This window comes from Photorhabdus kayaii (assembly GCF_025384895.1).
In the GTDB taxonomy this organism is placed as follows: Bacteria; Pseudomonadota; Gammaproteobacteria; order Enterobacterales; family Enterobacteriaceae; genus Photorhabdus; species Photorhabdus kayaii.
The window spans coordinates 24662-38473 of sequence record NZ_JAJAFZ010000050.1 but is presented as its reverse complement, the minus strand read 5'-3'; the positions used below and the strand labels follow the sequence as shown (position 1 = coordinate 38473).

Annotated in this window: 12 protein-coding genes; 8 read left to right on the top strand and 4 right to left on the bottom strand. The window is 43.3% G+C overall.

Annotated features, from left to right (window positions below; genetic code table 11):
• On the top strand, positions 1 to 870 hold an 870-nt coding region (locus tag LGZ98_RS16895), incomplete at its 5' end, for an Rpn family recombination-promoting nuclease/putative transposase (protein WP_262978314.1).
• 148 nt (positions 871 to 1018) lie between these two features.
• Positions 1019 to 1258 carry an Rpn/YhgA-type helix-turn-helix domain-containing protein gene (locus tag LGZ98_RS16890; RefSeq protein WP_449301284.1) on the top strand — a complete coding sequence of 80 codons (240 nt, stop codon included), beginning with the start codon at positions 1019 to 1021 and terminating at the stop codon, positions 1256 to 1258.
• 1036 nt (positions 1259 to 2294) lie between these two features.
• On the opposite strand, the gene pflA is transcribed toward LGZ98_RS16890, so the two are convergent.
• The 4 genes from pflA to ycaO form a co-directional block, all read right to left on the bottom strand.
• A complete protein-coding gene (gene pflA / locus LGZ98_RS16885; protein ID WP_228900639.1) occupies positions 2295 to 3035 on the bottom strand; it encodes a pyruvate formate lyase 1-activating protein in 741 nt (246 codons plus the stop codon).
• A 73-nt stretch (positions 3036 to 3108) separates the two neighbouring features.
• Positions 3109 to 5391, bottom strand: a complete 2283-nt coding sequence (pflB, locus tag LGZ98_RS16880) for a formate C-acetyltransferase (RefSeq protein WP_113043196.1) — start codon at positions 5389 to 5391, stop codon at positions 3109 to 3111.
• A gap of 55 nt (positions 5392 to 5446) precedes the next feature.
• Entirely contained in the window at positions 5447 to 6304 is an 858-nt protein-coding gene (gene focA / locus LGZ98_RS16875; RefSeq protein ID WP_113043195.1) for a formate transporter FocA, read from the bottom strand.
• A gap of 318 nt (positions 6305 to 6622) precedes the next feature.
• Positions 6623 to 8386 (bottom strand): 30S ribosomal protein S12 methylthiotransferase accessory factor YcaO, encoded by a 1764-nt coding sequence (ycaO, locus tag LGZ98_RS16870; RefSeq protein ID WP_113043194.1) that lies wholly within the window; start codon positions 8384 to 8386, stop codon positions 6623 to 6625.
• Positions 8387 to 8524: 138 nt separating this feature from the next.
• On the opposite strand from ycaO, the gene ansB reads away from it, so the two are divergent.
• The 6 genes from ansB to cmk all read left to right on the top strand — a co-directional run bounded on the left by ansB (position 8525) and on the right by cmk (position 13681).
• Positions 8525 to 9568 carry an L-asparaginase 2 gene (gene ansB, locus LGZ98_RS16865; RefSeq protein WP_262978313.1) on the top strand — a complete coding sequence of 348 codons (1044 nt, stop codon included), beginning with the start codon at positions 8525 to 8527 and terminating at the stop codon, positions 9566 to 9568.
• A gap of 33 nt (positions 9569 to 9601) precedes the next feature.
• Complete coding sequence (locus LGZ98_RS16860; RefSeq protein ID WP_262978312.1) at positions 9602 to 9811, top strand: hypothetical protein; 210 nt, start codon at positions 9602 to 9604, stop codon at positions 9809 to 9811.
• 377 nt (positions 9812 to 10188) lie between these two features.
• Entirely contained in the window at positions 10189 to 11277 is a 1089-nt protein-coding gene (serC, locus tag LGZ98_RS16855; RefSeq protein ID WP_228900627.1) for a 3-phosphoserine/phosphohydroxythreonine transaminase, read from the top strand.
• A gap of 129 nt (positions 11278 to 11406) precedes the next feature.
• On the top strand, positions 11407 to 12693 hold the full coding sequence (gene aroA, locus LGZ98_RS16850; protein WP_113043191.1) for a 3-phosphoshikimate 1-carboxyvinyltransferase: 1287 nt from the start codon (positions 11407 to 11409) through the stop codon (positions 12691 to 12693).
• A gap of 116 nt (positions 12694 to 12809) precedes the next feature.
• Positions 12810 to 12998 carry a hypothetical protein gene (locus LGZ98_RS16845; RefSeq protein ID WP_146748108.1) on the top strand — a complete coding sequence of 63 codons (189 nt, stop codon included), beginning with the start codon at positions 12810 to 12812 and terminating at the stop codon, positions 12996 to 12998.
• Entirely contained in the window at positions 12998 to 13681 is a 684-nt protein-coding gene (gene cmk / locus LGZ98_RS16840) for a (d)CMP kinase (RefSeq protein WP_113043190.1), read from the top strand. Before LGZ98_RS16845 ends, cmk begins: the two co-directional genes overlap by 1 nt.
• Positions 13682 to 13812: the final 131 nt, after the last annotated feature.

Sequence of the window (13812 nt, the reverse complement as noted above, 5' to 3'; positions counted from 1 at the left end):
ATCCAGTTGTTGTGTGATTTAGCCACATTGAAACTGGAGCCCGGCAGTTTTGTGGATGAGCATTTACGTCAACTGCACAGTGATGTTCTGTATTCGGTTGAAACGGCCCGGGGGCAAGGTTATATCTATTGCCTGATTGAACATCAATCCACCCCTGACCCATTGATGGCCTGGCGGCTGATGTATTATGCCATGTTAGCCATGGCGGCTCACCTGAAAAAAGGCCATACTGAACTCCCTTTGGTGGCGCCTTTGCTGTTTTATCATGGTGAGGTTCGGCCGTATCCTTATTCAAACCGGTGGCTGGATTGTTTTACGCTCCCTGAACAGGCTGCTCACTTATACCGCCAGGCGTTTCCGTTGGTGGACGTCAGCGTGCTCAGCGATGAAGAGATCCTGACACATAAAGGCGTTGCCCTGATGGAGCTGGTGCAAAAACACATCCGCTGCCGGGATATGCAGGAATGGCTCCTCCAATTGGTGGAACTCTTGAATGCAGGGTATAATACAACTGAGCAGCGCAGTGTGGTGTTACGCTATATTTTACTGAATGGACATACGTTGGATCTCTCACAATTTGTCCATCAACTGATTGAACAATCTCCGGAGCATGAAACGATGTTGATGACTATTGCAGAACAGCTTGAACAAAAAGGGCTTGAGCGAGGTATTGAGCAAGGCCGAACAGAAGGCCGAGCTGAAGGCCGAGAGGAAGGTATTGAACTAGGCCGAGAGAAAGGTATTGAACTAGGCCGAGAGAAAGGTAAAGTGGAAACGGCTCGTGCCTTATTACGGCATGGCGTGAGTTTGGACATTATTGTCACCAGTACCGGACTGAGCCGGGATAAAATTGAAGCGTTAAGGCATTAAATTAATCTTCTGTTTTACAGCAAAATGCCGATATTCAAGATCGGCATTTTTGTTCTTACAGGATGGTGGCTATACAAGGGACTTTTACGTTTGCCTGGCGAAGCTGAAACCGGTCAGACTGAAGTAACAATCTCCGGAGCATGAAACGATGTTGATGACTATTGCAGAAGAGCTTGAACAAAAAGGGCGCGAGCAAGGTATCAAGCAAGGTATTGAGCAAGGCCGAACAGAAGGCCGAACAGAAGGCCGAACAGAAGGTCGAGCTGAAGGTCGAGAGGAAGGTAAACTGGAAACGGCTCGTGCCTTATTACGGCATGGCGTGAGTCTGGACATTATTGTCACCAGTACCGGACTGAGCCGGGATAAAATTGAAGCGTTAAAGCATTAAATTAATCTTCTCTTTTACAGCAAAATGCCGATATTCAAGATCGGCATTTTTGTTCTTACAGGATGATAGCTATACAAGGGACTTTTACGTTTGTCCGGCGAAGCTGAAACCTATCAGACGGAAGCAACTTTATCGGGGGCGAAATGACACCCTAAGAACATGGGGAGCGCGATTAAGTGAGTTGTTTGCGGAAACAAATGATTCGCTCTGTTTCGTTAAAACCTTAATGTTCATGTGCCTGATATGACCGTTTATTACTGATTTTGGTATCCAAACAGAGTTCATGAACTCCTTTGTTGTAAGGTATCAAAATTTACAAATTCTGGTACCGGGGAATTTGCCACATAATGCAATATTAAAAGCCATGATATTCTGAAGTTGTTATTACGACTTTAAAATGTCACTTCTGGAATGAAAGAGTGGGGTGATTAGCTTTATCTTCTGAAGCGACCCCTTATTGTTTTAATGGAGACTGTGATTAATCTTTATGGAGTTTTATTTGCTGTGGTTATTTCAATGCCTATTGCACTTTTCTTGATGCCAGTTAACTCATTTATATTTATGAAGAAATATAAAAATATAGCATCATCGTGATAAATGTTTTTCTGATTATGTGGATTGTTTTCTTTTTATATTATGATGAAATTAATTTGTTAGGGAATAGGTTTTATAGATTTATTTTTGTTTCATTGTTTATTATATGAATAGTATTGTCCTATTTTTCTACAGAGAATATGATTGGTTTTTATATGGTTTTATCTTCTGTAGTAGTTATTATTCCTATTGTATATTCCTTATTACCTGTGAAGTTAATCTATACCCTATGGATTTCAAGATGCATCGCGACGGCAAGGGAGTGAATCCCCGGGAGCATAGCAAACTATGTGACCGGGGTGAGCGAGAGCAGCCAACAAAGAGGCAATTTGAAAGATAACGGATATATAGTTTGATCCTGGCAAGCCAGAGTTTGATATTTAAGATGGTTTTTCCTACTGTTTTTAAACGTCATTTCAGAGATGGAAGTTAACTAATTTAATTAATAGACAACCTTATGACCATAACTTTCCAAAATGTTTCTCACTCTCTCCATTGTCTCTTTTGCTGGCGGTTTTACACTTTCCAACTGATATTTTTCCCCCATAGTTGTCCATTTATGTTTACCCAGTTCGTGATAAGGTAGAAGCTCGATTTTTTCAATATTTTTCATATCCTTGGTAAATTCACCTAGCTTATGAACGGATTCATTATCATCGGACCAACCCGGAACCACAACGTAACGAATCCAGGTTTTCTGGTTACGTTTAGCCAGATAGCGGGCAAACTCCAAGGTGCGATGATTGGAGACACCGACTAATTTCTGATGAATCTCATCATTAAGTTGCTTCAAATCGAGCATAACGAGATCTGTGGCATCCATTAATTCATCAATAACCGGACCATAGCGGCGGACAAATCCATTAGTGTCAAGACAAGTATGAATACCTTCGGCACGACAGGCTCGGAACCAGTCACGTACAAATTCAGCTTGAAGAACGGCTTCACCACCCGATGCAGTAACCCCGCCACCGGATGCGTTCATAAAATGACGATAGGTTGTCGCTTCTTTTATCAATTCTTCAACAGTCACGTCTTTGCCGCCGTGGGTATCCCATGTGTCGCGGTTATGGCAATAGAGACAACGCATCAGGCAACCTTGAAAGAAAACAATAAACCGGATACCGGGGCCATCAACGGTGCCACAAGATTCGAAAGAGTGGATACGACCAAGTACGGACATAACAGGTTTACTCCAAAACTGGCAGGATAAACGAATAGAGGCCCTAAAATTCAGGGCCTTTGCTAACAAATTATTACATAGATTGGGTAAAAGTACGGGTAATTACATCCTGTTGTTGCTCTTTAGTCAGTGAGTTGAAACGTACGGCATAACCTGATACCCGGATGGTGAGCTGAGGATATTTCTCAGGGTCTTCCATGGCATCGAGCAGCATGTCACGGTTCATCACATTGACGTTCAAATGCTGACCACCTTCAATTTCTGCTTCATGGTGGAAATAACCATCCAGCAAACCAGCCAGATTAGTTTTGCGTGTTTCATCATCTTTGCCTAACGCGTTTGGTACGATAGAGAAGGTATAAGAGATACCATCTTTTGCATAGGCGAAAGGCAATTTAGCCACAGAGGCCAAAGAGGCGACGGCACCTTTTTGATCGCGACCATGCATTGGATTGGCACCGGGCCCAAATGGTGCGCCAGCACGACGTCCGTCAGGAGTGTTACCCGTTTTCTTACCATATACCACGTTAGAAGTGATGGTCAGAACGGATTGTGTCGGTACCGCGTTGCGATAAGTATTTAGTTTCTGGATTTTTTTCATGAAACGTTCAACCAAATCACAGGCGATATCATCAACACGTGAGTCGTTGTTACCGAATTGTGGATATTCACCTTCAATCTTGAAATCAACCGCTAAACCATTTTCATCACGGATCGGGGTCACTTTGGCATATTTGATGGCAGACAATGAGTCAGCGGCGACAGACAGACCGGCAATGCCACAGGCCATAGTACGGTAAACATCACGGTCGTGCAGTGCCATCAGTGCAGCTTCATAGCTATACTTATCATGCATATAGTGAATGATGTTTAGTGCAGTAACATACTGTTTTGCCAGCCAATCCATAAAGTGATCCATGCGGGACATAACCTTGTCGTAATCCAGCACTTCATCTTTTATTGGCTCTTCTTTCGGGCCAACCTGCATTTTCAGCTTTTCATCTACACCGCCGTTAATGGCGTACAGCATCGTTTTAGCCAGATTTGCGCGGGCACCGAAGAATTGCATCTGTTTACCCACAATCATAGGGCTGACGCAACAAGCAATAGCGTAATCATCGTTGTTGAAGTCGGGGCGCATCAAATCATCGTTCTCATATTGCAAAGATGAGGTATCGATGGAAACTTTTGCCGCGAATTTTTTGAAATTTGTCGGCAGTTTTTCGGACCATAGGATGGTCATGTTGGGTTCTGGTGATGGACCCATTGTGTATAGGGTGTTCAGGAAACGGAAACTATTTTTAGTCACCAGCGTGCGACCATCTATCCCCATACCTGCCAGCGATTCTGTTGCCCAGATTGGGTCACCGGAAAACAGTTCGTCGTATTCAGGTGTCCGCAGGAAACGAACCATACGCAGTTTCATCACCAGATGGTCAATTAATTCCTGAGCTTCAACTTCTGTCAGCTTACCCGCTTTCAGGTCACGTTCGATGTAGATATCCAGGAAACTGGAAACGCGACCGAAGGACATTGCGGCACCATTTTGAGACTTAACCGCCGCCAGATAAGCGAAATAAGTCCACTGTATCGCTTCCTTAGCGTCAGTGGCGGGGCCAGAAATATCATAGCCGTATTTAGCCGCCATCTCTTTAATCTGGCCCAGAGCGCGGTGCTGTTCAGCGATTTCTTCACGCAATTGAATAGTCATTGCCAGATCTTCACCGCTTTCCAGTTTTTCCTGCAATGAATTGAACTGAGCTAATTTATCATCACGCAAGAAATCGATACCGTATACTGCAACACGACGGTAGTCACCAATAATGCGACCACGGCCATAGGCATCAGGCAGACCTGTCAGAACACCAGATTTTCGGCATTTAAGAATATCTGGTGTGTAAACATCGAAAACGCCTTGATTATGCGTTTTGCGGTATTCAGTGAAAATCTGTTTCAATTTAGGATCGAGTTCACGGCCATAAATTTTACATGATCCTTCTACCATTTTGATGCCGCCAAATGGGATTAGGGCACGTTTTAATGGGGCTTCCGTTTGCAGGCCAACAATGGTTTCCAGATCTTTTTCGATATAACCTGCGTCGTGGGAGGTAATAGTAGCAGCAACATCAGTATCAAAATCAACCGGCGCATGAGTGCGGTTTTCGATTTTGATACCTTCCATGACTTTTTCCCATAAGGTATCGGTCGCTTTTGTCGAACCTGCCAGGAAAGATTCATCACCCTCATATGGCGTATAGTTTTTTTGGATGAAGTCACGAACATTGACGGCGCTTTGCCAATCACCCAGGTTAAAACCTTGCCATGCTACAGAGAACTTTTTATTTAATTCAGTCATGATACTTCTACCTTTGTAATAATCGAACTTTTAAGAAATCAGGCGAGAGAGCTAATTAATGTTTCTGCTCACTACGCAGATAAATTGACCAGTAAGTTAACCCCACCAAAATGGCGCCACCGATAATGTTACCAATAGTGACTGGAATTAAATTGTTAGTAATAAAGTGTGCAATGGTGAGTTGAGAAAATTGTTCAGGCGTTGCCCCTACGTTAATCCAAAATTCAGTTGGTGCGAAATGCTTAATAGCAATGCCAAGCGGGATTAAAAACATATTCGCAATACTGTGCTCAAAACCGCTGGCAACGAACATACTTACTGGCAAAATCATGGCGAATATTTTGTCCATTAAACTACGTCCGGCATAACTCATCCAAACAGCGAGACAAACCATTAAATTGGCGAGAATGCCTAAAAATAGCGCTTCAATAAAAGAGTGATGCATTTTATGGTTTGCTGTTTGCAAGACATTCAAGCCCCATAATCCGTCGGCAACGCGGTATTGACCGGCAAACCAGATAATGGCGACGAAAAATAGTGCGCCAATCAAATTACCGAGATAAACGTTAATCCAGTTTTTAATCATTTGATACCAGGTTATACGCCCGGTGCCTTTGGAAATAATCGTCAACACAGTAGAAGTAAATAAATCTGCTCCGCAAACGACTACTAACATTAATCCAAGGGAAAAACAGATGCCGCCGACTAATTTAGTTAGCCCATAAGGGACAGATGTGGTTCCTGTAGTCGCGGTAATATAAAAGACGAATGCAATGGAAATAAAAATCCCGGCAGTTATTGCTGACAGATAGGTAATGGCAACAGGTTTAGTGGTTTTATAAACACCAATGTCATTGGCGATTTGTGTCATTACCGCAGGTGGTAATAGGTTAAAGGGGTTGTCAGCTTTCATACCAACATTCTCTTTATCATTAATAAGTTACGGTATGTAATGATAGTAACAAAGGCGTGAAGGGGAGAATTTGATATAGATCATAATTCCCTAAGAGTGGACTCTGTTTTGGAGAGTGAAAACGGTTCAAATTAAACTTAACATGTTGATTTTAATGAAATAAAAAAATTTTAAAATTTATAATATTTTTTTATTTAACCATTGGTAGGAAGTTTGACAAGTAAAATTACAGGCCAAATTGTTGTTTACTTGTTGTTGCAAATAAATTTAATTTAACCTGAATTTTACTTTTAATTATGAATTGTCTTTTCTACAATTTTATTTTGCGTTCCAGAAATCGCATTTTGCTTTTTGCAGCTTCTCATAAGCAGCCAATAAAGTCTGATGAGCGGGCAGTGATTTTAAATCTGCATCAACTGACCACAGACCATAAAAACAGTGTTCACCAGAAATAGCTGCTGATGCTGCTTCAACAGCATCTTGCCCGTACATTTTTACGAATGCTTGATAATATTGTGTAGGCGCTTTATCCGCTTCCAGAGCAAGTAAAAGTAGTGTTTGCAAACAACGATAATAATTAGCGCGTTCGGCCGTAAAGATTGAGGCGTTAAAATCTTGGGTCCATTCTACCCAAATTAAAGCCTGTTCCAAATCACCGCCAGCCAGCGCCAACATGGATTTCAGTTCACCAATCCGTAAATTGCTCCAGCCATTATCTTTACCCACCGCAATGCCAAGCAACTCACGGATACGGGTAAAATCATCCAAACCTTCTTCATCTAATTGCTCAATCAGTGCCAGATATTCTTCGGCTTGCCACTGGCTATTCGGTAATGCTAATAAAGCTTCCCGCAAATGCGTTCCCATCGTGTTATTAGCAAGATGTAAATCTTCCACAGGATAAATATCAGACATTCCCGGAACCAAAATACGGCAGGCATAAATACCAAGGTGCTCGTAATCAGCAATATAAACTTCGGCATCCAATTGTTTGAAGATTGCCATCAAAGTGGCGAACTCTTCTTCTGTTGTGCCGCTGAAATTCCAGTCATCGAACGCATAATCAGCATCTTGTTTGAATAAATCCCAACTGATTAAACCGCTCGAATCGATAAAGTGAGTTTCCAGATTGGTATGTTCTGCCACTTCTTCATTATCGAAAGTCGGCGCATTGAACACATCCAGATCTTTCAAACTGCGTCCTTGTAATAGTTCGGTCACAGTACGTTCCAGTGCTACACCAAATTCAGGATGCGCACCAAAAGAGGCGAAACAAGTCCCGTTATTAGGATTAAACAGCACTACGCAAATAACCGGGAACTGTCCACCGAGAGAGGCGTCATAACAATAGAGTGGGAAACCTTCATCCTGTAATTTGCTGACTGCGGCAACAACGCCGGGATAACGGTTCATCACTTCCTGGGGAATTTCTGGCAGGCTGATGCCTTCGGCAATAATACGATTTTTCACATAGCGTTCAAAAACTTCAGATAATCCCTGAACTCTGGCTTCATTCATAGTGTTGCCGGCTGACATACCATTGGAAACATAAAGATTGCCAATAATATTCATCGGAATATAGACGGTATGATGATCAGACTGACGAGTAAATGGCAGCGAGCAGATACCACGTTCTTCATTACCTGATTGCAAATCGACTAACTGACTGGCGCATAACTCATTTTCAGGATTATAGAATTGGTGTAACCGGTCATCCAGAATGCCTGCTGGTAGAGAATCATCTTCCGGTAAAGCAAACCATTTTTCATTCGGATAATGGACAAAATCACCGTTAGCGATAGCTTCGCCTAAATAGAAGTCAGCAAAAAAATAGTTAGTTGACAAGCGTTCAAAATACTCCCCTAAAGCAGAAGCTAAAGCGGCTTTCTTGCTTGCACCTTTGCCATTGGTAAAACAGAGAGGACAATCGCGGTCACGGATATGAACTGACCAGACATTGGGAACCGGATTCAGCCATGAGGCTTCTTCGATATTAAAACCAAGGTGTTGCAGTTTTTGCTGAAAACGGTTGATTGAGTTTTCCAGTGCGGCGTCTTTGCCGGGAATAAAGGTTTGCGTCATGGTATTCACTTATGAGTGCGCGTTATGGGGCGCTCATCATACGAGTTTTTTTTCAGTAGCTAAAGTCTGGTATGTATCACAGATTTATTGTTATCATGATCCATAATCTAATAGGATATTTTTTATTAAGGAAGAAGCATGAAAAAGATGAAACACACAGCTTTAGCCAGTTTATTAGCATTAATTAGTGGTTCTGCTTTTGCTTTACCAAATATTACGCTTTTGGCGACGGGAGGGACGATTGCGGGTGGTGGGAAGTCTGCAATCCAATCCAACTATGTTGCTGGAAGAGTTGCTATTGATGAATTAGTCAATGCTATTCCTGAGATCAAAAATATCGCCAACCTAAAAGGTGAGCAGGTGGTGAGTATTGGTTCGCAGGATATGAATGATCAGGTGTGGTTGACACTCGCGAAAAGAATCAACGCGGATTGTGGCAAGACCGATGGTTTTGTTATCACCCACGGTACTGACACAATGGAAGAAACCGCTTACTTCCTCGATCTAACTACCCACTGCCAGAAACCGATTGTCATGGTTGGTGCGATGCGCCCGTCTACGGCGCTTGGTGCCGATGGCCCGTTAAATCTGTATAACGCTGTGGCTGTTGCGGGTGATAAAGCATCAGCCAAACGTGGTGTATTGATGGCAATGAATAATGCGGTTATTAGTGGTCGCACCGTGGTGAAAATGAGCACCACTGAAGTTCAGGCATTCCAACCAATTAATGCGGGTGCTGAGGGCTTTGTTCATAATGGCAAAGTCAATTATTACGCTGACGCTAAACCGAGAGCGAGTAAGGCGATTTTTGATGTCAGTAAACTGGATAAACTGCCTAAAGTAGGCATTGTCTATAACTATGCCAATGCGTCTGATTTGCCAGCAAAAGCGTTTTTGAGTGCGGGTTACCAAGGTATTGTCAGCGCTGGTGTGGGCAACGGTAATATGTATAAGGCGATTTTCGATACTTTGGCTCAAGCGGCTAAAGATGGGGTTGTGGTCGTCAGATCAAGTCGTGTACCGATGGGATATATTACTCAGGATGCGGAAGTGGATGATAGCAAGCATGGCTTTGTCGCTTCTGAACGTCTGAACCCACAAAAGGCCAGAGTACTTTTACAATTAGCTCTGACTGAAACGCGTGATCCAGTAAAAATTCACGAGATGTTTGTGAAATATTGATTTGTGATTCAGGGATAACAATAGAGCGCACAGGTGCAGGTTGGTCAGGATGTTAGGCGCCGCGTAGCAGCTTGTTTTGTTGCGCTTCATGATCACCGGGTAGTGGGATATTATACTCTGGCTGCCGCTGGTATCCAGTTGACCAACCTCCCTACGGCTACTATTAAGAAACTGCCACGATACCCAACAGTGCCGGCAGTACGGATGGGGAGGTTGGCCGTTGATCAGGCAATTAGAAATTAGGGACTCGGTGGAGCATTGCTAGCTGATGCTATTGAGAGACCATTCGTGCCGAAATTGCGTCTTATGCGCTGCTTGTTGACGCAAAAGATGATAATGCAGTGCGATTTTACCGACATCATGGCTTTATTGTTTTACCCAATTCGCCATTCACATTATTCCTTCCTCTCATAGCTGTAGATAAAAAAGGTAAAAAATAAGCGGTTCACCTGTAATAGCGCTGAATGAACAAGTTTATTGGCTATTTTTGCGATAGTTTTGTTCAACGTTTGAATAACCATTGCAGCAATGAAATGGGAATGGTACAACCGATATATCAGATTATTTATTGTTATCAATCATTGTTATTTCGTCAGAATAATCAGAATAAGGTGAGGTAAATGAATCAGGTATATAATTTCAGTTCAGGTCCCGCTATGTTACCGGTCGAAGTATTGCGTAGAGCTGAACAAGAGCTCTGTAACTGGCATGGTATTGGGACTTCAATTATGGAGATCAGTCACCGAGGTAAGGAATTTGTCGCAGTGGCAAAGGAAGCTGAAAATGATCTGCGAGATCTATTGTCAGTGCCTGAAAACTATAAGGTATTGTTCTGCCATGGTGGCGCCCGTGGTCAATTTGCCGCTATCCCAATGAACCTGCTGGGTGATAATGTTAAAGCTGATTATATTGATGGCGGTTACTGGGCTGAATGTGCAGTCAAAGAAGCAGAAAAATATTGCACGCCGAATGTGATTAATATCAAAACCGAAATTAATGGCTTGAAAGGCGTTAAGCCAATGAGTGAATGGTTATTAAGTAATGATGCGGCTTATGTCCATTATTGCCCGAATGAAACCATTGACGGTATCGCAATTCATAAAGATCCAGATTTTGATGATAATAAAATTATTATTGCGGATTACTCTTCCTCTATTCTTTCCGGGCCGTTAGATGTTAGCCGTTATGGTATGATTTATGCTGGAGCGCAGAAAAATATTGGTCCGGCGGGGCTCACACTGGTTATTGTTCGTGAAGATTTATTAGGCAAAGCCCGTAAAGAAACCCCGTCTATTCTTGATTATACGGTGCTGGCAGAGAATGACTCCATGTTCAACACGCCGCCAACGTTTGCCTGGTATCTCTCTGGTTTGGTCTTCAAGTGGATGAAAGAGCAAGGCGGGGTACAAGAGATGGCAAAACGTAACCGTGCTAAGGCTGAGTTACTTTATAATGCCATTGATAACAGTGATTTCTACCATAACCAAGTCGTCCTTGAAAATCGTTCCCTGATGAATGTGCCGTTCAAGACGGCTGATGCCTTACTGGATAGCAAATTTCTGGCAGAAGCAGATGCACAAGGGTTGCAGGCATTGAAAGGTCACCGGGTTTCCGGCGGTATGCGTGCTTCTATTTATAATGCAATGCCTGTCGAAGGGGTTCAGGTTTTAGTTGATTTTATGGCTGATTTTGAGCGTCGTAACGGCTGATTTGTCAACTTTACCGGGAACAATGGTTCCCGGCCTATCTCAGGGTAGAAAAAAATATTTCCTCAAACGTAACAATGACTCACTTATAATTAAAAATAACCTAATTGAGAATCGGAGAGCCTGTTATTTATGCAATCCCTGATGCTACAACCTATTTCTTCCATTAGTGGAACTATTAACCTGCCAGGATCAAAAAGTGTTTCCAACCGTGCGTTATTACTGGCAGCCTTGGCTAAAGGTACTACCTGCTTAACTAACTTGTTGGACAGTGATGATATTCGTCATATGCTCAATGCCTTGGCTGCGCTGGGTGTCAGTTATCGTTTATCTGATGATCGTACCCGTTGTGAAGTTGACGGTATTGGTGGATTGATTACCCATAAAGGGCCGGTAGAACTGTTTCTGGGTAATGCCGGCACAGCGATGCGTCCCCTAACCGCCGCGTTATGCTTGGGAAAAAATGACGTCGTTCTTACCGGCGAACCTCGGATGAAAGAGCGTCCAATTGGTCACTTGGTGGATGCTTTGCGTCAAGGGGGAGCGGAAATTGATTATCTGGAACAGGAAAATTATCCACCGTTACACATCAAAGGGGGGTTTGTTGGTGGCAAAGTGACGGTAGATGGCTGTGTTTCCAGCCAATTTCTGACCGCATTGCTGATGGCTGCGCCATTGGCAGAAAATGATTCTGAGATTCATATTCAAGGGGAATTGGTTTCCAAACCTTATATTGATATCACTCTGGCATTGATGAAAAGTTTTGGTATTACCGTAAATCACGATCAATATCAGATTTTCCATATTAAAGGCCAACAGCAATACGTTTCTCCGGGCCACTATTTGGTTGAAGGTGATGCCTCTTCTGCTTCCTATTTTCTGGCGGCGGCGGCAATTAAAGGTGGTACTGTGCGGGTGACCGGAGTTGGTAAAAATAGCCTTCAAGGGGATATCAAATTTGCCAATGTGCTGGAGAAAATGGGGGCGAAAATTCGTTGGGGTGATGACTTTGTTGAATGTGAACGAGGCTCTCTCACTGGCATTGATATGGACATGAATGAGATTCCTGATGCAGCTATGACCATTGCAACCACTGCGTTGTTTGCGGCAGGGGAGACCGTCATTCGCAATATATACAACTGGCGGGTAAAAGAGACGGATCGGCTGCATGCGATGGCAACTGAATTGCGTAAAGTCGGTGCCGAGGTGGAAGAGGGGAGTGATTACATTCGCATCACACCACCACCAAGATTGTTACCTGCTGAAATTGGTACCTATAATGATCATCGAATGGCGATGTGTTTCTCGTTGGTGGCGTTGTCCGATACACCGGTTACCATTCTCGATCCAGGTTGTACAGCAAAGACCTTTCCTGACTATTTCAATCAATTGGAGAGATTAAGCCAGCGAAAGTCATAATTATCGATTATTATGATTTAATAAAGCGTATTTCTTTGATCAAAATCTATACCCTATGGATTTCAAGATGCATCGCGACGGCAAGGGAGTGAATCCCCGGGAGCATAGGTAACTATGTGACCGGGGTGAGCGAGAGCAGCCAACAAAGAAGCAACTTGAAAGATAACGGGTATATCTACATGGCATGCGCTTATTTCGTTCACTCTGTGAGTGCGTATAATAAACGGCAGATATTGATTATTTTATTGAATAAATATTCAGCATCTGGTGAAGTGTTAACCTGCCATGTTAAAGGAGAACAATAATGGTGGCGATAGCCCCAGTAATAACTGTTGATGGGCCAAGCGGTGCAGGTAAAGGGACATTATGCCAGGCACTGGCAGAGGTCTTAGGCTGGCAACTGCTTGATTCAGGTGCTATTTATCGAGTGTTGGCACTGGCAGCGATTCATCATCAGGTGGATATCCAGTCTGAAGACGCGTTAGTTCCTCTGGCTGCTAATCTTGATGTGCGCTTTGTCCCTAGAAAAGGGAAGCTCAGTGTGATGCTTGAGGGCGAGGATGTCAGTAATGAGATCCGGACTGAGACGGTCGGCAATACTGCCTCGCAGGCGGCTGCTTTCCCACGAGTTCGTGAAGCCTTGTTACGGCGTCAGCGTGCTTTTCGGGTTGCACCGGGCTTGATTGCAGATGGCCGTGATATGGGAACTGTGGTGTTTTCTGATGCCCCGGTAAAAATATTTCTTGATGCCAGTGCAGAAGAACGTGCGCGCAGACGTATGCTACAGTTGCAGGAAAAAGGCTTTAGTGTTAACTTTGAATGTCTTTTGTCCGAGATACAGGAACGTGATTACCGCGACCGTAACCGGGCAGTAGCGCCGTTAGCGCCGGCTGGAGATGCATTAATATTGGATTCAACCAATATGTCTATCGAAGAAGTTATCGACAAGGCGCTAAATTATGCGAAAAAAATTCTCTCAATTACCTGAGCGGTTTTAAGTTTTTAGCTTATAATTGATGACGATGTACTAAAAATTAGGTACGCGGGTATCGAATTTTTCCGCAAACCAAACAACCTTGTTACAGGGAATAGTAGCAGGGCATGTAAAACAACCCCATT